This window comes from Microbulbifer mixtoriginis (SeqCode) (assembly GCF_052467515.1).
Genome location: NZ_CP174314.1, coordinates 4,515,837 through 4,532,133 on the forward strand (window position 1 = coordinate 4,515,837; position 16,297 = coordinate 4,532,133).

Consider the following 16,297-nt stretch of genomic DNA (forward strand, 5'->3'; position numbering starts at 1 on the left):
CGGGCGATTCGACACTCATGCTCAATCTGAATACTGATCAATTGCATACTTTTGTACGCGCCTGCGAGCTGGACTCTTTCTCCGCTGTTGCCCGCGAACAGGGGCGTGCTCAATCCTCGGTAAGTGCCTGTATTCAGAATCTTGAGCTGGACCTGGGACTCGCCCTTTTCGACCGTAGCGGAAAATTCCCACACCCCACAGCTGCGGCCATGGCCCTGTTGCCGCTTGCCCGCCAAGCGCTGGGGCAGCTGCAGCGTTTTCAGCAGGCCGCGGACTCCTACCAGCGCGGCGAGGAACCCGTGCTGCGTATCCTGTTTGAGGAGTTGGTGATGCCTGATCGCCTCAACGATGTACTGGCAAGCTTCAGCCAGCGTTTTGCCCACACCCAGCTGCAACTGCGCAGTTCCAGTCATCATCAGGCAGTGCAAAGTATCGCCAAAGGCGAAGCCGATTTTGCGTTTGTGACAAGCGGCGGCAGCTACCCGGGCGCACTAGAGTTCAACACACTCGGACGCCAACAAATTCTCTGCCTGGCCACACCGGACCATCCACTGGCGCATCAGCAGCCTAGCTCTCTGCGTGAGGCCGCGCGCCACCGGCAAATAATCGCAGCCATGGAGGAGGGCCAACAACGCTGGCAGCTCTCGTCGCAGGTCTGGGTCTGCGATTCCCTGCTACAGGCCCTGGATCTGGCCTGCAAAGGCATAGGCTGGGTCAACGCGCCTTATGAGCTGGCTCGCCCTTTCCTGAAGAGTGGAAAACTGGTGGAGCTGAAACTCACCAGCGCACTGAGCGCCTGGAGCCTGGATGTCGACCTGTTGTGGTCGGCAAAAACAGCTCAAGGCAAAGCCGGCCTTTGGTTCGCCCGGGAAGCTCGGCGTCTGTACGGTAATTATTACAGCCCACCTATCGATAAGTCCGATGGTTATTAATTTTTATCTAACATCAATACCGATAAAACTTGGCTGCAGGACCGAGGAGGTCCGACTTTCTATCACCGGCAATAGGAGCCATAGAGATGACAGAACAGCAGCAGCTGCAAGAAATGGATGCCTTCTCCAAGAAATATCGCTACGACATGGAGTATCTAAAAGAGTTTTTACGCTCGTCTCCAGAGGGCTTTGAAAAATTTGTACAGTTCCAGCCCCTGTCGATGCACCGGGAATTCTTACCGCTGGAGGTTTTTTGGGTGAGCAAACTGGCCGCCATGCAGGTGGCGGACTGCGGTGCCTGCCTGCAATTGAATGTGCGCATGGCGTTGGAAGCCAATGTCGCTCCGCAACTGGTAAAGGCCTGCATTCAGGGCGGCAGTAATTTACCGGAGCCTCTCAAGGATATTTTTGACTTTGCCACTGCGCTGGCCAGTTACAAAAACATTGATCCGTTGTTGGACCAGCGTATCTCTGAGCAGCTGGATAAAAAACAGCGAATCGAGCTGGGCGTCAGCGTCGCCACCGCCTCTGTATATCCCACCATCAAGAGAGCTATGGGCCACACCCAGAGCTGTAGCCTTATCGAAATTGAGTTTGAGGCCTGATCGGAGCAGCCGCCGCAGTCACTTGCGGCGGCGCCTAACTGGCCTCAGTTACTTTACTTACCCTGTAGTCGCAGCAGCGCGGATGCGGCAATACCGCCAATAGCACAGGCGAGAACGATCACTAGCGGAGTCATAGTTCCCAGCACAAAAGCGCCATAGTCATAGCCACGCTGGGGCAGGAGGTAGAACAGCAGGAATGCGGCAGGTAGCAGTGATAATAAAGCACCGCGCAATAGCCAAGCATTGCGCCAGGGGAGCAAGAACAACAGACCGCAGAGCCCGCCCCAAACGATACGCTGGTATAGATAAGCGTTACTGAGGTGCGGTGCCAAGTCTACCCCCAACCAGCGGGTAAACCCGTAGCTGCCCATAGCCCATAGACCCAGGGCATAACAAAGGCCGCCGAAACAACCCACCGCAAAGCACATAGAAAGATTACGCAACCACTCGCGCACAGCCAGCATCCTCTTAATTTTTGTTGTTATAACTTCAGCCGCATTAATCAGGCTGTTAGTGTTCGCCGCAACTGCGCCAGCACCGGCTCAACACGGGGCTTCACCCCGCGCCATAAATAGAAGGCTTCCGCGGCCTGCCCCACCAGCATGCCGAGACCATCGGCTGCTTCAACCCCCAGTTCACGGGCCCAGTGTACAAAAGGCGTCGGCTTTGCACCGTAGACCATGTCATAGGCCCGACCAGTGCTTGTAAAAAGGTGTTCAGGCAGGGGGGGCAACTGGTTACCCAGGCTCGCCGAACTGGCATTGATAACCAGATCAAAACCTCCACACAGCTGATCCAGTCCGCCTGCAGTCATAGCCCCATAGTGGGAAAACTCATCTGCCAACTGACAGGCTTTAGCGGCGGTGCGGTTAGCGATATGTAGCTGTGAGGGATGCTCAGCCAGCAGCGGCAATAGGGCTCCGCGGGCGGCGCCACCGGCCCCCAGAAGTAACACCCGCTTATCCTGAATTGTCCAACCCAGATTGTTGCGGATATCTGAAACCAAGCCGGCGCCATCGGTATTGTCGCCCAGCAGATTTCCACTCTCTCCGTATACCAGGGTGTTCACCGCACCGGCAGCGGCCGCGCGCTCGGTAAGCGCATCAGCCAGCTCGCAAGCTTCAAGCTTAAATGGCACTGTCACATTGAGGCCGCGCCCACCCTCGGCAAAAAAGGTTTGTACCGACTCAGTAAAACGATCGAGAGGGGCAAGTATCTTTTCGTATACCAGGTCCTCGCCGGACTGGGCGGCAAAGGCGGCGTGAATTTGTGGAGACAGGGAGTGGTCGACGGGATTGCCTACCACTGCATAGTGGTCACTCACGACTGGGCCCTCTTGCGCGCCCTGACCGCCTCGCGGATCTTGGCACTTTCATCGACCAGTACTAAAGCGTCGACTTTAAGGCCCTGCTCGGTATCAGTGAGCAGGTAACGTGTGTGTGAACTGTAGAGTTCGAGGGTCTTATCGTCCTCTTCTCTGTGATGTAACAGGGTCCAGCGTACACTGGCCAAGCTGCTGTAATCATTCAATTCGATGATTTCAGTGACAGTGCCGAGTATCTGGCATACCTCCAGGCGCTTATAAGCGTTGAGCAGCTTCTCAACCTGCTGCACGAAGGCGCCGCGATCTACCGCCAGTTTGTTGCCATCTTCACGGTAATAATGCAGAGGAAAACGGTAATAGTCCGCTATCTGTTCCGCATCCCCGGTCTCAAAGTGACGCCTGTAATCCAAAAATAGCGAGTTGATGGCTTCCAATCGCGTTTGTTGCACAGCGAACCTCCGTAGTGCGTGACCTGGGGTTATACCCAGTCCCTATGCGGCAGAAAATCCGTGTAGAGTTTTTCCTCCGCCGAACCTGCTTCTGGGTGCCAGTCGTATTTCCAACTCACCAGCGAGGGCAATGACATAAGGATAGATTCGGTGCGCCCACCGCTCTGCAGGCCAAACAAGGTGCCGCGATCAAATACCAGGTTAAATTCCACATAACGGCCGCGGCGGTAAAGCTGGAAATCCCGCTCGCGTTCGCCATAAGACGAATCCTTGCGCTTTTGAATAATGGGCAGGTAAGCATCCAAATAACTATCACCCACGGTGCGAGTTAGGGCAAAGGCGTTTTCAAAACCACCTTCGTTAAAGTCATCGAAGAAAAGGCCGCCTACTCCGCGGGCCTCATCGCGATGCTTCAGGTAAAAATACTTGTCACACCACTGCTTGAAGCGCGGATAGATCTCTTCACCAAAGGGCGCACAGGCGCTCTTTGCAGTATTGTGCCAATGCACCACATCCTCTTCGAAACCGTAGTAAGGAGTGAGGTCATAGCCCCCACCAAACCACCAGATCGGCTCGGCGCCAGGCTTTTTAGCAACGAACAGGCGCACGTTGGCGTGACTTGTGGGTACATAGGGGTTGCGCGGGTGGATCACCAAAGAAACCCCCATCGCTTCGAAAGAGCAGCCAGCCAACTCTGGGCGGCTAGCCGTAGCAGAGGGCGGCAGGCCGTCACCATAGACGTGCGAGAAATTGACCCCACCTTTCTCGATTAAATTTCCCTCTTCCAGCACACGGGTCCTACCGCCCCCGCCGCCGGGCCTCTCCCAGGCGTCTTCGTGAAACTCCAGGCCGTCCTCGCTACCCAGCGCGCTGCAGATTCTATCCTGTAGATCCAGCAGGTAGCCCTTTACTTCCTTGGTATCAATATCACTCATTGGGAAACACTAACTCGTTTTAAAGAATTCATCCGCCCGCCCGCAACTGCTCTCCGCTGAGCAGGTCGCGAATCTCACTGGGGGAATTTCGGCCCCCAGTGGAACCACCGCCGACAAAGTCGAGGGCATCACCAAAATAGCGAAGTACCTGGTACTTGTGTCGGGCAGGTTGACACCCCGCCGGATTGGCAGAAGTGGATACGATAGCACCGCCAAAAGCCCTTGTTAACGCAGCGGTGAAAGAGTGTTCGGTATGACGCAGGGCCACTGCGGGATGGGCGCCACAGACCCAATAGGGTATGCGGTCGCGATGGGGCACCAGCCAGGTCACGGGTCCGGGCCAGGTTTCCCGCATCTTTTCGCGCTGCTCGGCGCTGAGTGGGTCGAGCAGCTGACTAAAACTTTCCTCCTCACCGGAAACCAGGATCAGGCCCTTTTCCAGTGGGCGGTTCTTCAGGCGCAGCAGACGCCTTACGGCCTGCAGATTATTTGGATCACAGGCGAGGCCCCACACGGACTCGGTGGGGTGCGCGATAACACCACCCGCCGCAAGAGCACGGGCAGCCTTCTGTACAGCAAGCGGAGAGTACCTCATGACAGTATCGCTGCTACTTCGCTTCGCACTGCTGGATGTCTAACTTCTCTAGTACACCGAAGGCGGCTTTCATAACTGGCAGATCGGGGCCGGCCCCCATCAGGATCGCTACAAAAGGCTTGCTCATTTCAACTCTCTCAACTGTCAAAGTAGGGACAAGCGCCAAAATCTAGCGGATTGCGCAACCATGCACAAGGTGTGCCTACAGCAATTGAAAACAGAGGCAACTTTGTGCTCATGATACAAATAGCATCATATTTTGTTATATGATGTCTTATTTAAGTATCTAGATACCACCAGTCCCATAGAGAGAATGGGTGTCTATATTCTTTATTTCGAATTACTGGCTCAATATTTTGTATTCCCAGAGCATCAAACTTTTTCTTATAACGCGTTTGATCATACTTTGTCTCCGACAGAATTAAAGCCTCCTGAAAATTCTTACGATAACCTCGACTCCCAGACTTGAATCGCGCAAGCCCCAGCAGGTAATGAAAGCGATGGTCATTTTTTTCTAGAGAAATTGCATCCTTGATGTTTCGGATTGCTGAAGCGTAATCTTTTTTTGAGTAAGCTGCCTGAGCACTGGCATACCAGTAGTAAGGGTTTTGTTCACGGTAATTTTGTAACTGTTTAGAGAGAATCTGGGCGGACTCCAAATCTCCCCTCTCCCTGAGCGCCCTTTCCATATTATTCAATGCAACCATATTATGGCTGTCCAGTTCTAGAGAGACTCTATAAGTGCTGATTGCCAGATTTCGGTAGCCTGCAGATCGATAAATTGCACCTAGATTACTCCATAGATTTGAGGAATCAGGCGACAATAATAATGCCTTACGAATATAGAGAAAGGCCTGTTTGAAGTTCCTCTCTGAAAGGAAATCTACTGATAAATTACTATAGAATTTAGAAAATGCTTCCGAGTCATCTAACACCTCCCCATGATAATCTGATTCGTAGTCAATAAAATTAAAATCCAAAACCTGTTTTTTACTTCCTAGGTCTGAAATAGTATTGATGTGTTGATAAACATAGGTCTGCTGATCCTCCAAGTATCGAGTTTCTGGAACAAATACCTGATTAAAGTTTATTTCTATTCCGAGTTCCCTAACCATGGCAACCATAAAAGCACTAAAGGCCATACAGTTACCCCTCTTTTCCAAAAACACTTCAGAGGCATTTAAAGTGGCATTAGCTTCATAAAAAAGAGAGAAATTAATTTCCTGCAACTTTAGCAAAAAATTATTTAACCGGTCAGTATCGTCTTTACCTTTTATTTCATCTAAAAACATTTCCATTTCGGAATTTATTGCCAAAATATCAACTTCTGGCAGATCATTAATTTTTACAGGCTCTCCAATTAAAATAGAACCAGATAAAAGCTGCTTTTTAGAAAACTCTGAAGGTGGTAACAAATCGACAATAGATGGTTGAACTGAACAAGCTGACAGCCAAACAGTGAAAAATGAAAGGGCAGTTATTTTTTTTATCATCCAATCCATAAGCTTATCTTCTTTTTTTAAAAAGTAAGAAATACATTTTTACCATAATTGTCAGGTAATTAAAGCTTTACGAAATAGAAAGTATTTTTATTTTTTTCCTAAAGATAACTCTACGCCCTCAGCATAACTAGAGTCGACCTGGGAAAAAAGTACCAATTGTCGCTGTACTATCTCATCCGGAACTCCGGCCATAGCTCTGGCAATATTGCCAAAGAGTCTCTGTTTTTCGGCGTCATCAAAAAGATTGAAAAGCGCCCGCACTTGGCCGTAATCATCGTCGCCCTCGCGATGATCGTAGCGATCGGCAGCACCGGAAAGCTTTAGTGGCGGCTCCTTGGCACTGGAGTCTTGCTGCGGGCCGTTGAAACTGTTGGGTTCGTAATAAGCATCGGGATTGCCTGTGCGAATCCCGCTGGTATTCATCTCGCCGTCTCGATAGTAGTTATGCACTGGGCATTGAGGTGCATTTACCGGAAGACTCTCATAGTGAGTACCCAAACGGTGGCGATGGGCATCGGCATAGGAAAACACTCGCGCCTGTAGCATTTTATCCGGGGAGAAACTAATGCCCGGTACTACGTTTGAGGGAGAGAAGGCTGCCTGTTCCAGTTCGGCAAAATAATCATCGGGATTGCGATTCAACTCCATTTCGCCAATCTCAATCAGCGGGTAATCCCCATGTGGCCACACTTTGGTGAGATCGAAAGGGTTGTAATTTGTCTTGGCAGCATCGGCCTCGGGCATTACTTGTAACTGTAAACTCCACTTGGGATAGTCACCTTTCTCAATCGCACCAAACAGGGCTTCCTGATAACTTTCGCGAGTGCGGCCAATCACTGACTCCGCTTCGGCATCGGTATGAAATTTGTGCCCCTGGCGGGTCTTGAAATGGAACTTCACCCAGAAGCGCTCGCCGGCACTGTTCCACAGAGAGTAGGTGTGGGAGCCGTAACCATTCATATGCATAGGTGAAATTGGCAGGCCGCGATCTGAAAACAGGATCGTAACTTGGTGCAGGCTCTCTGGAGATAGCGACCAAAAATCCCACATGGCTGTAGGGGAGCGTAAATGCGTGCGGGGATGACGTTTTTGCGTGTGGATAAAATCGGGAAACTTATAGGGGTCGCGTACAAAGAAGACCGGGGTGTTATTGCCCACCAGATCCCAGTTGCCGTCTTCTGTATAAAACTTGAGGGCAAAGCCGCGCACATCGCGCTCGGCATCCGCCGCCCCCAACTCTCCGGCTACAGTGGAGAAGCGGGCTATCATTGGTGTTTCAGCACCGGGCTGCAATACCTTGGCGCAGGTGTACTTGGCAATATCTCCGCTAATCCGCAGAGTACCGTAAGCTCCCCAGCCCTTGGCATGTACCGTGCGTTCGGGAATCCGCTCACGGTTTTGATGAGCGAGCTTCTCCAGCAGTTGATAATCCTGCATCAATAGGGGACCACGCGGTCCGGCGCTAAGGCTGTTTTGGTTATCCGCGATGGGTGCGCCAGCATCCGTGGTGAGCTTGGAATTATTCGCCATGACTTGCCTCCTGTGTTCGAGTCCACAGAGTATTAACGCAGCGCTTTGACTTCGCGAATCGCTCGGCGGCTGGTCCTTCAGGGGAGGATTCAGGTGGCCACGCCTTCTTTCTGGAGACAACAGGCAGCTCCCTGAGCCGTCAATTGATACCCACCGGGCAGCTGCTCCAATAGCTCTAGCAACTCCATTTGCAATAGCAGCGCCATCAGTTCACCCGCCGGCTCCCCAGTATCCACGACCAACTGCTCGATACTGCGAGGCCCTCCCTGCAGGGCTAATAACACTGACAGCTGCTGATTATCCAGCCGGGTATTGCTTAGGGGCTCACTATCCGCGGGCTCCGCTAACAGCCCCCCCAATTGCCCAGCCATATCTGCGCTGGTCTCCACCAATGTTGCCCCCTCGCGAATCAGGTGGTGACAACCCCTGGCCATCGGGTTGTGGATGGAGCCGGGGATAGCGAAAACCTCTCGATTTTGCTCCAACGCCAGCCGCGCAGTGATCAGCGACCCCGATCGCATCGCAGCCTCCACTAGCAGCACCCCCATAGAGAGCCCACTGATAATCCGGTTGCGACGCGGGAAGTTTTTCGCCTCAGCGCCACTGCCGAGTGGAAGCTCACTGACAATGGCGCCACCCGCGCCCAGGATTTCTTCCGCCAGGGCGCGGTTCTGACGCGGATATACAGAATCGACACCGCTGCCCAGCACCGCAACTGTGGCTCCCTCTCCCCGCAAAGCACCCTGGTGCGCGGCCGCATCCACCCCCAGTGCTAACCCCGAAGTGATGGCAAAACCGGATCCGGCGAGCTCCATGGCAAAACTGCGGGCGTTATCCAGGCCAGAAGTCGTGGCGCGACGCGCACCGACAATGGCGATTTGGGGCAAGCTGAGAGCAGCAGCTTCGCCCCGTACATAGAGTATTGGCGGTGGTCGCGAGATCTCTGCGAGCAAATTCGGGAAACCTGCATCACCGTGGTACAGCAGCTGCACGCCGATTTGTACACAGCGGGCGCGCTCGGCTGCCACCCACTCCAACAATTCGCTCTGCAGGCCAAGACGACAACAGTCACGCCACTGGGATTGGGCCCGCGGCGGTAGTTTGCTCAACAAAGTTGGGGGGAATTGCAGTAGGGCCCGATCGGGGCTGCCAAAATGCTCTAGCAGCTGCCAGTAGCGGGCGGGCCCCAGGCCCTCTAAACGCAGCAGGGCCATGCTGGCGGTCAACGCATCCATGCGGGCTCACCATTTTGTCTGTTTTACAGGAAGGGTTGTATTCAGATTTACGGCGCTCCAAACAGCAAGAGGCGCCGCTCGATTTCAACACTTATTTAGGGGTTGCGCACCGAGTCCATCACCGCCAAGGGGCGATCCGCTTCGAGAATAAGCGCCAGGCTCATCTTTTCAAAAGTGCGGAAAACCATCATCTCACCAGCGCGCTCATCGGGCAGCTTCACGCTGTCTCCGGCGATACGATCGCGCACTAAAGAACCGCGCTTATAAACTGCCATCACATTGCCAGGCACTATGCCATCGCGCTCACCCAGGTTGAGGATAACTACGTCGAATTTACCAATCTGAGTCACACCCTCATCGACACCAACAATCAAGCCATTCACTGTCACGGCCGGGGCACTGGGGTGAAAGAGTGCATCGATAGAGCGCTCTTCCACCGGCATCAAATGATCCTCGAGACGGATCTCGCGGGCGGTGCTGGCCACGCCCAGGGTGGCGACGGAAAATCCAGGGCGGTTATCCGGGTCCAGCTGTAGCAAATCCACTTCACCTATCCCAAGAGCCTGGCGTCCCAGAGTCTCATTGCTAACGGGGTCCACATACACCGGGCCCGGGCGGTAGAGACCGTAGGAGGCCAGGGGCACTTCAAAATCACCGCGTGCGTAGATGGTATCGCCGGCCCCCATCAAAATGTGGTTATCGGAACCGGACACAATATAAGGCGCACCCTCGAAGGCATTGGGCTCGACGATACGGGTGCGCGAGAGGAAGGCATTGATGGCATCGAGGGGAATCGCTGGAATCGCATCCTCCACGGCTTGGCGACGGATCTGCGGCGTTAAGCGGTTACCATTAACACCGGGGGACAATTGATAAGCCCGCGGGCCGCGCTGCAGCTGGAGTTGCGGCTGGCCATCCACATACACCAGGCGCAGGCTGTCGCCGGGGTAAATCAAGTGAGGGTTTTCAACCTGGGGGTTTACTTGCCAGATCTCCGGCCAATACCAGGGCTGTACCAGAAATTCACTGGAGATATCCCAGAGGGTATCGCCCTTTTGCACAACATAGGCATCCGGATGGCTGGGGTTCAGGCGCACCTGATCCTGCGCTTGGGTGCCAAGGGCGACCGCCAACATCGAGACGGCGGCCAGGATTATTTTTTTCATGGAAGCATTCCTATGCTCTTTATCGCTATAATTCTCAGCGCCGAACCACCCTTCTACAGGAAATGTGGCCGGCCCCGGGCGCAAGGCGCCAGCGAAAATCGGGGTCCACTCGGTAAATATTGAGCGCGATCATAATGTTATCAGCGCACGTTCAACGAATACTAGAAGTTTGTCACAGGTGTTATGGCTAAACTCGAGATACTGGAATTTCCCGATCCGCGCCTGCGTGAGATCGCCAAACCCGTCGCAGAAGTTACCGACGCGCACCGTCAACTGCTGGACGACATGTTCGAAACCATGTACGCCGCACCTGGCATAGGCCTCGCCGCCACCCAGGTCAATGTGCACGAGCGCGTCGTGGTGGTGGATATTTCCGAAGACAGCAGCGAGCCGTACGGATTTATCAACCCGGAGATCGAAGTACTGGACCCGGAGATCCACCAGTACGACGAGGGTTGCCTGTCGGTACCCGGTTTCTACGAGACGGTAGAACGCCCGCGCAGGGTGCGCGTCAAGGCGCTGGATCGCAACGGCGAACCTTTTGCCATAGAGGCAGAGGGGCTGCTGGCAGTGTGTATCCAGCACGAAGTTGACCACCTGGATGGCAAACTGTTCGTGGATTACATCTCCCCACTCAAGCGCAACCGCATTCGCTCCAAGCTGGAAAAGTCCCAGCGCCGACGCGCCTGATCTATAAAAACTGGCCGCCGGCAGGCCCGGCGCCATCTCCATCCCTCGATCTGAGAATCCGCCAGTGAATATCATTTTTGCCGGCACGCCGGACTTTGCCGCCGTGCATCTGCAGGCGCTGCTCGACAGCGACCACACTGTCATCGCCGTTTACACCCAACCGGACAGGCCGGCGGGGCGCGGTAAGAAACTGCTGGCCAGCCCAGTCAAGCAGCTGGCCCTCTCCCACGATATCCCCGTGTATCAACCGCAGAGCCTGCGCGACCAGGCAGCGCAGGAAGAGCTGACGGCACTCGGCGCCGATATCATGGTGGTGGTGGCCTATGGACTGATCCTGCCGCAAGCAGTGCTAGACACCCCGCGACTGGGCTGTATCAACGTACACGCCTCCCTGCTGCCGCGCTGGCGCGGCGCCGCTCCCATTCAGCGCGCCGTCGAGGCGGGTGACAGCCACAGCGGTGTGGCAATCATGCAAATGGAAGCCGGGCTTGATACGGGTCCGGTACTGGTGGAGCGCCGCTGTGACATTACTGAGCAAGATACGGGAGGCAGCCTGCACGACAAGCTCGCCGAACTCGGCGGCCCGGCTCTGATTGAAGCCCTAGCGCAGCTGGCCTCAGGCGTCGCCAAGCCGGTGACTCAAGATGATGCTACAGCCAATTACGCTAATAAAATCAGCAAAGAGGAGGCGCGCATCGACTGGCAGCGCCCGGCGCAAGAACTGCAGCGCCAGATCCGCGCCTTCAATCCCTTCCCGGTGTGTTGGACTACCTATAGCGAAAGTAAAGGCGAACAACGCCTGCGTATCTACAGCGCCAGCCTGGAACGCGGCTGTCACAGCGATACGCCCGGCACCATTCTAGCCAGCGATGACGAGGGTATTCTGGTGGCCTGTGGTCGCGAAGCCCTGCGTCTGCAAGTACTTCAGCTACCCGGTAAAAAAGCGCTGCCCACAGCGGAAATTTTGAAAGGCTACCGGGCGCTGTTCACTCCCGGCACACAATTGGGATCACTATGAGTAGAGATGTACGCGCCGAAGCAGCCCGAGTGGTGGCCGCACTACTGGAAGCGCAAGGTTCACTGGCACGCCTGTTACCTAAAGCCGAAGACAAGGTTGAGGAGCGCGACCGCGCCCTGCTGCGCGAGCTGTGCTACGGCAGTGCCCGCACCGCCCCGCGCCTGCAACTGATCGCTACCAAGCTACTGCGCAAAACCCCCAGCGATAGCCTGGTGAGCGCACTGATCCTGCTGGGCCTGTATCAACTGGAATACACCCGCATCCCCGATCACGCTGCTATCTCTGCCACGGTCAATGCCGCCCGCAGTCTCAAGTTGGATCGCGCCACTGGCCTGATCAACGGCGTACTGCGCAACGCTTTACGCGAACGCGAGCGTTTGCAGCGAAAATTGTCCGGCAACCCCCAGTTCAGCTCTATGCACCCCGCCTGGATGCAACAGGCGATCAAAGCCGCCTGGCCAGTGCAAGCGTCGGAGATTTTTCGCGCTAACAATACCAATCCCCCCATGACCTTGAGGGTCAACAGCGCGCGCATTTCCCGCGAGGATTACCTGCAGCAGCTCGACGAGACCGGCCTGTCCGCCGAGGCCTGTACCCTCTCTCCGGTTGGCATCACCCTGCTCGAAGCAGTACCTGTGGGAATTCTGCCCGGTTTTGCCGAGGGCCTGGTGAGTGTGCAAGATGAATCCGCCCAGCTGGCAGCGCAACTGCTGGCACCCTGTGAAGGCGAGCGGGTGCTGGATGCCTGTGCCGCGCCGGGAGGCAAAAGCTGCCATCTATTGGAGCAGCAGCCCGCTATAGAATTGAGTGCCCTGGATATCGAGGAGGAGCGACTCGATCGGGTGCAGGAAAACCTCGAACGTTGCGGCCTCTCCGCACAGTTAATTTGCGCCGATGCGGCTGCGCCGGATGCCTGGTGGGATGGACAGCAGTACGACCGTATTCTGCTCGATGCACCCTGCTCTGCCACCGGGGTGATTCGCCGCAACCCGGATATCAAACTGCTGCGCCGTGCCGAGGATATCGCCGAGTTGGCCAGGCTGCAGGCGGAAATTCTGCGCGCCACCTGGGCAATGCTCAAACCCGGTGGCAGTCTGCTATACGCCACCTGTTCAGTGTTACCGGCCGAAAATAGTGAAGTTGTCGCCGCCTTCGTTGCGGAGACCGACGATGCGAGCGACAATACTCCGCAACTGCTGCACGGTAAGTCCTGGGGTGAAAAACAAGTTGCTGGAATGCAACTGTTACCCCATAACGGTGGCGGCGACGGTTTCTACTACGCTCTGCTCAGCAAGGCCGAATAACAGCAGCGCTAGCCGCGAGTCTCATCCGATATGAAAATTGTCATTCTCGGCGCCGGCCAGGTGGGCGGCTCACTGGCGGAGGCTCTGGCCTCCGAGCGCAATGATATTGTGCTGGTGGACAGCGACGAAAAAACTCTGCGCGAGTTGCGTGATCGCATTGACATTGGCGTGGTTAACGGCCACGCCTCCCATCCCGACGTGCTGATGAATGCCGGCATTGAGGATGCCGATATTCTGGTGGCGGTCACCAATAACGATGAAACCAATATGGCAGCCTGCCAGATTGCCCATTCATTGTTCCGTGTGCCCACCAAGATCGCACGCGTGCGCGCCTCTTCTTATCTGCAGTACCCCGAGTTATTCGACAACCAGGCGATTCCCATCGACGTTTTGATCAGCCCCGAGCAGCTGGTCTCCGAATATATCGCACGCCTGATGGAACACCCCGGCGCGCTGCAGGTGCTGGATTTCGCCGGCGGTCGCGTGCAGCTGGTCACTGTATTGGCAGTTCAGGGCGGTCCTCTGGTAGGCCATCAGCTGCGCTATCTGCGCGAGCACATGCCCAAGGTGGATACCCGTGTGGCGGCCATCTACCGACGCAACCGGCCGATCATTCCCCAGGGAGACACGGTGCTCGAGGCCGGCGACGAGGTATTTTTTATCGCCGCACGCGCCGATATCCGTGCGGTAATGAGTGAGTTGCGCCGCCTGGAACACGGTTATAAGCGCGTGGTAATTGCCGGTGGTGGCAATATTGGCCTGCGGCTCGCAACCAAATTGGAAAACCGCTACTCGGTTAAAATTATTGAGCGCAGCCATGAACGCTGCGTATTTTTATCCGAGGAGCTGTCCCACACCATTATCTTGCACGGCAGCGCCTCGGACCAAGAGCTGTTGCTGGAAGAAAATATTGAGGACACCGATGTTTTCCTCGCACTCACCAACGATGACGAAGCTAACATCATGTCATCGCTACTGGCCAAACGCCTGGGCGCGCGCAAGGTGATGACCCTGATCAACAACCGCGCCTACGTGGACCTGGTGCAAGGCGGGGAAATCGATATTGCCATTTCGCCCCAGCAAAATACTATCGGCAGCCTGCTCACCCATGTGCGCCGCGGCGATATGGTTAATGTGCACTCCCTGCGTCGCGGTGCCGCCGAGGCGATCGAAGTTGTCGCCCACGGCGACGAGCGCACCTCCAAGGTGGTGGGAAAGAAAATCGAGGATATCGATCTGCCCGAGGGCGCCTCCATCGGTGCCATAGTGCGCGAAACAGAAAATGGCAGCGAAGTTTTGATGGCGCACGACGATGTAATTGTGCAAAGCGACGATCACGTGATTGTATTCCTGGTGGATCGCCGCCAGACACGCCATGTGGAGCAGTTGTTCCAGGTTGGCTTCGGCTTTTTCTAAATCATATTTTTTATTGAATAGTCCGGCGATTACAAACACCGCCGTCCATATATATAAAGTAACAACAGATAACAGGCTGACAGGCGCCAATGCGAATTGCGGTAATTGCGCGAGTTTTCGGAATTCTCCTCACTGTGTTCAGCCTGACACTGCTGCCACCGATCGCCGTGTCCCTGTGGTATGAGGACCATACCCACAACGCCTTCGTTATTGCCTTTGTGATCACTCTGGTGACCGGCTTGTTTATGTGGCTGCCGGTGCACGACCTGCGCCAAGACCTGCGCACCCGCGACGGCTTTGTGGTGACTTCGCTATTCTGGCTAATCCTCGGCAGCTTCGGCTCCCTGCCGTTTATTATCAGTCCGCAGCCGGATCTAAGTATTACCGATTCGATTTTTGAGTCGATTTCCGGGCTCACCACCACCGGCGCCACCGTAATTACCGGCCTGGACTCCCTGCCTCCAGCCATCCTCTACTACCGCCAGCAGCTGCAGTGGTTTGGTGGTATCGGTGTAATTGTTATTGCACTAGCAATCCTGCCCATGCTCGGCATCGGTGGTATGCAGCTGTACAAAGCGGAAATACCCGGCCCAGTGAAAGATACCAAGCTGACACCGCGCATCGCCGAGACGGCGCGGGCACTGATCGTAATTTATGTAATCCTGACCATTCTGTGCGGCATCGGTTACTGGTGGGCGGGCATGACCGTGTTCGATGCCGTGGGACACGCTTTCTCCACCGTGGCTAACGGCGGCTTTTCCACCCACGATGCCAGTATGGGCTTCTACGCTCACAACCGGGCCATTATGGTGATCTGCATTATTTTCATGTTCACCGCGGCAATTAACTTTGGCCTGCATTTTTATGCCTTCCGCAATAAAACCCTCAAGCACTACTGGCGCGATTCCGAATTTCGATTCTACGTAATGCTAATTTTGGGAGCCGGCCTGTTGATCAGCTGTTATCTGTGGATTCTGAATATCTTCTCACCAGGCAACAGCCTGCTACACGGTTTCTTCCAGGTGGTTTCTATTAGTACCACTGCCGGCTTTGCCTCTGAAAACTTTTCCGCCTGGCCGGTATTCCTTCCCTACGCATTGCTTCTTCTGGGTATTCTCGGCGCTTGTGCCGGCTCTACCTCCGGTGGTATCAAGGCGGTGCGCGGCATGTTGATTATGAAATCCGGTATGCGCGAATTGAATCGACTGGTGCACTCCAATGCGGTGATACCCATTAAGATCAACCGCAAGATCGTACCCGATCGGGTAACCGATGCTGTGTGGGGCTTTTTTGCCGTCTATGTGCTGTCGTTTTTTATTCTCTCGATTATTGTGATTGCCACCGGCGAAGATTTCGTCACCTCTGTGACAACGGTGGCCTCCTGCCTGAGCAATATCGGCCCGGCTCTGGGTGAGGCAGCATCTCACTACGGTTCAGTCAATGAGGTGGCCAAGTGGTTTCTGATCCTCGCCATGCTGATGGGACGCCTGGAAATTTTCACCCTGCTGGTGCTCTTAACTCCCGCCTTTTGGCGCCACTAATTTGGCGCCAACGCCGCAAGTCAGATCGAATCGAATAGCAATATTTTTTAGTTTC

At 54.9% G+C, this 16,297-nt stretch carries 16 protein-coding genes; 7 read left to right on the forward strand and 9 right to left on the reverse strand.

From position 1 onward, the window contains the following. The first annotated feature begins 17 nt into the window (after nucleotides 1-17). On the forward strand, nucleotides 18-932 hold the full coding sequence (locus ACJJIT_RS19495; protein WP_444883283.1) for a LysR family transcriptional regulator: 915 nt from the start codon (nucleotides 18-20) through the stop codon (nucleotides 930-932). 86 nt (nucleotides 933-1,018) lie between these two features. After that, complete coding sequence (locus ACJJIT_RS19500; RefSeq protein ID WP_252083995.1) at nucleotides 1,019-1,537, forward strand: hypothetical protein; 519 nt, start codon at nucleotides 1,019-1,021, stop codon at nucleotides 1,535-1,537. Nucleotides 1,538-1,590: 53 nt separating this feature from the next. On the opposite strand, the gene ACJJIT_RS19505 is transcribed toward ACJJIT_RS19500, so the two are convergent. The 9 genes from ACJJIT_RS19505 to ACJJIT_RS19545 form a co-directional block, all read right to left on the reverse strand. Next, complete coding sequence (locus ACJJIT_RS19505) at nucleotides 1,591-2,001, reverse strand: hypothetical protein (protein WP_252083994.1); 411 nt, start codon at nucleotides 1,999-2,001, stop codon at nucleotides 1,591-1,593. Between the two features lie 38 nt (nucleotides 2,002-2,039). Further along, nucleotides 2,040-2,861 (reverse strand): shikimate dehydrogenase, encoded by an 822-nt coding sequence (gene aroE / locus ACJJIT_RS19510; protein WP_444899409.1) that lies wholly within the window; start codon nucleotides 2,859-2,861, stop codon nucleotides 2,040-2,042. Then, complete coding sequence (locus ACJJIT_RS19515) at nucleotides 2,858-3,310, reverse strand: hypothetical protein (RefSeq protein ID WP_444888969.1); 453 nt, start codon at nucleotides 3,308-3,310, stop codon at nucleotides 2,858-2,860. Before ACJJIT_RS19515 ends, aroE begins: the two co-directional genes overlap by 4 nt. Nucleotides 3,311-3,339: 29 nt before the next feature. After that, nucleotides 3,340-4,245, reverse strand: a complete 906-nt coding sequence (hemF, locus tag ACJJIT_RS19520) for an oxygen-dependent coproporphyrinogen oxidase (protein ID WP_444899410.1) — start codon at nucleotides 4,243-4,245, stop codon at nucleotides 3,340-3,342. Nucleotides 4,246-4,273: 28 nt separating this feature from the next. Further along, complete coding sequence (locus tag ACJJIT_RS19525; RefSeq protein ID WP_444899411.1) at nucleotides 4,274-4,840, reverse strand: L-threonylcarbamoyladenylate synthase; 567 nt, start codon at nucleotides 4,838-4,840, stop codon at nucleotides 4,274-4,276. Between the two features lie 278 nt (nucleotides 4,841-5,118). After that, on the reverse strand, nucleotides 5,119-6,342 hold the full coding sequence (locus tag ACJJIT_RS19530; protein ID WP_444899412.1) for a transglutaminase domain-containing protein: 1,224 nt from the start codon (nucleotides 6,340-6,342) through the stop codon (nucleotides 5,119-5,121). A gap of 87 nt (nucleotides 6,343-6,429) precedes the next feature. After that, nucleotides 6,430-7,872, reverse strand: a complete 1,443-nt coding sequence (locus ACJJIT_RS19535) for a catalase (RefSeq protein WP_444899413.1) — start codon at nucleotides 7,870-7,872, stop codon at nucleotides 6,430-6,432. Between the two features lie 89 nt (nucleotides 7,873-7,961). Beyond that, complete coding sequence (dprA, locus tag ACJJIT_RS19540) at nucleotides 7,962-9,107, reverse strand: DNA-processing protein DprA (RefSeq protein ID WP_444899414.1); 1,146 nt, start codon at nucleotides 9,105-9,107, stop codon at nucleotides 7,962-7,964. 95 nt (nucleotides 9,108-9,202) lie between these two features. After that, nucleotides 9,203-10,273, reverse strand: a complete 1,071-nt coding sequence (locus ACJJIT_RS19545) for a LysM peptidoglycan-binding domain-containing protein (RefSeq protein WP_444899415.1) — start codon at nucleotides 10,271-10,273, stop codon at nucleotides 9,203-9,205. A 183-nt stretch (nucleotides 10,274-10,456) separates the two neighbouring features. Here ACJJIT_RS19545 and def point away from each other — a divergent pair, with 183 nt between their 5' ends. From def to ACJJIT_RS19570, 5 genes are all read left to right on the forward strand, one after another. Then, nucleotides 10,457-10,963 carry a peptide deformylase gene (gene def / locus ACJJIT_RS19550; protein ID WP_444887632.1) on the forward strand — a complete coding sequence of 169 codons (507 nt, stop codon included), beginning with the start codon at nucleotides 10,457-10,459 and terminating at the stop codon, nucleotides 10,961-10,963. A gap of 64 nt (nucleotides 10,964-11,027) precedes the next feature. Beyond that, the gene (fmt, locus tag ACJJIT_RS19555) at nucleotides 11,028-11,981 is read left to right on the forward strand and encodes a methionyl-tRNA formyltransferase (RefSeq protein WP_444899416.1); all 954 of its coding nucleotides are present in this window, start codon (nucleotides 11,028-11,030) and stop codon (nucleotides 11,979-11,981) included. Continuing rightward, nucleotides 11,978-13,285: a 16S rRNA (cytosine(967)-C(5))-methyltransferase RsmB gene (gene rsmB / locus ACJJIT_RS19560; RefSeq protein ID WP_444899417.1), complete on the forward strand. Its 1,308-nt coding sequence runs from the start codon at nucleotides 11,978-11,980 to the stop codon at nucleotides 13,283-13,285. Before fmt ends, rsmB begins: the two co-directional genes overlap by 4 nt. A gap of 30 nt (nucleotides 13,286-13,315) precedes the next feature. Next, nucleotides 13,316-14,701 (forward strand): Trk system potassium transporter TrkA, encoded by a 1,386-nt coding sequence (trkA, locus tag ACJJIT_RS19565; RefSeq protein WP_252083983.1) that lies wholly within the window; start codon nucleotides 13,316-13,318, stop codon nucleotides 14,699-14,701. An 89-nt stretch (nucleotides 14,702-14,790) separates the two neighbouring features. Next, entirely contained in the window at nucleotides 14,791-16,242 is a 1,452-nt protein-coding gene (locus ACJJIT_RS19570; protein WP_252083982.1) for a TrkH family potassium uptake protein, read from the forward strand. Nucleotides 16,243-16,297: the final 55 nt, after the last annotated feature.

Bases quoted from the DNA above. Each gene is read 5' to 3' on its own strand.
- ACJJIT_RS19500 (WP_252083995.1), top strand. From the start codon at position 1,019: ATGACAGAACAGCAGCAGCTGCAAGAAATGGATGCCTTCTCCAAGAAA.
- rsmB (WP_444899417.1), top strand. From the start codon at position 11,978: ATGAGTAGAGATGTACGCGCCGAAGCAGCCCGAGTGGTGGCCGCACTA.
- dprA (WP_444899414.1), bottom strand. From the start codon at position 9,107: ATGGATGCGTTGACCGCCAGCATGGCCCTGCTGCGTTTAGAGGGCCTG.
- ACJJIT_RS19535 (WP_444899413.1), bottom strand. From the start codon at position 7,872: ATGGCGAATAATTCCAAGCTCACCACGGATGCTGGCGCACCCATCGCG.
- ACJJIT_RS19530 (WP_444899412.1), bottom strand. From the start codon at position 6,342: ATGGATTGGATGATAAAAAAAATAACTGCCCTTTCATTTTTCACTGTT.
- trkA (WP_252083983.1), top strand. From the start codon at position 13,316: ATGAAAATTGTCATTCTCGGCGCCGGCCAGGTGGGCGGCTCACTGGCG.
- def (WP_444887632.1), top strand. From the start codon at position 10,457: ATGGCTAAACTCGAGATACTGGAATTTCCCGATCCGCGCCTGCGTGAG.
- hemF (WP_444899410.1), bottom strand. From the start codon at position 4,245: ATGAGTGATATTGATACCAAGGAAGTAAAGGGCTACCTGCTGGATCTA.
- ACJJIT_RS19495 (WP_444883283.1), top strand. From the start codon at position 18: ATGCTCAATCTGAATACTGATCAATTGCATACTTTTGTACGCGCCTGC.
- ACJJIT_RS19570 (WP_252083982.1), top strand. From the start codon at position 14,791: ATGCGAATTGCGGTAATTGCGCGAGTTTTCGGAATTCTCCTCACTGTG.
- ACJJIT_RS19525 (WP_444899411.1), bottom strand. From the start codon at position 4,840: ATGAGGTACTCTCCGCTTGCTGTACAGAAGGCTGCCCGTGCTCTTGCG.
- ACJJIT_RS19505 (WP_252083994.1), bottom strand. From the start codon at position 2,001: ATGCTGGCTGTGCGCGAGTGGTTGCGTAATCTTTCTATGTGCTTTGCG.
- ACJJIT_RS19545 (WP_444899415.1), bottom strand. From the start codon at position 10,273: ATGAAAAAAATAATCCTGGCCGCCGTCTCGATGTTGGCGGTCGCCCTT.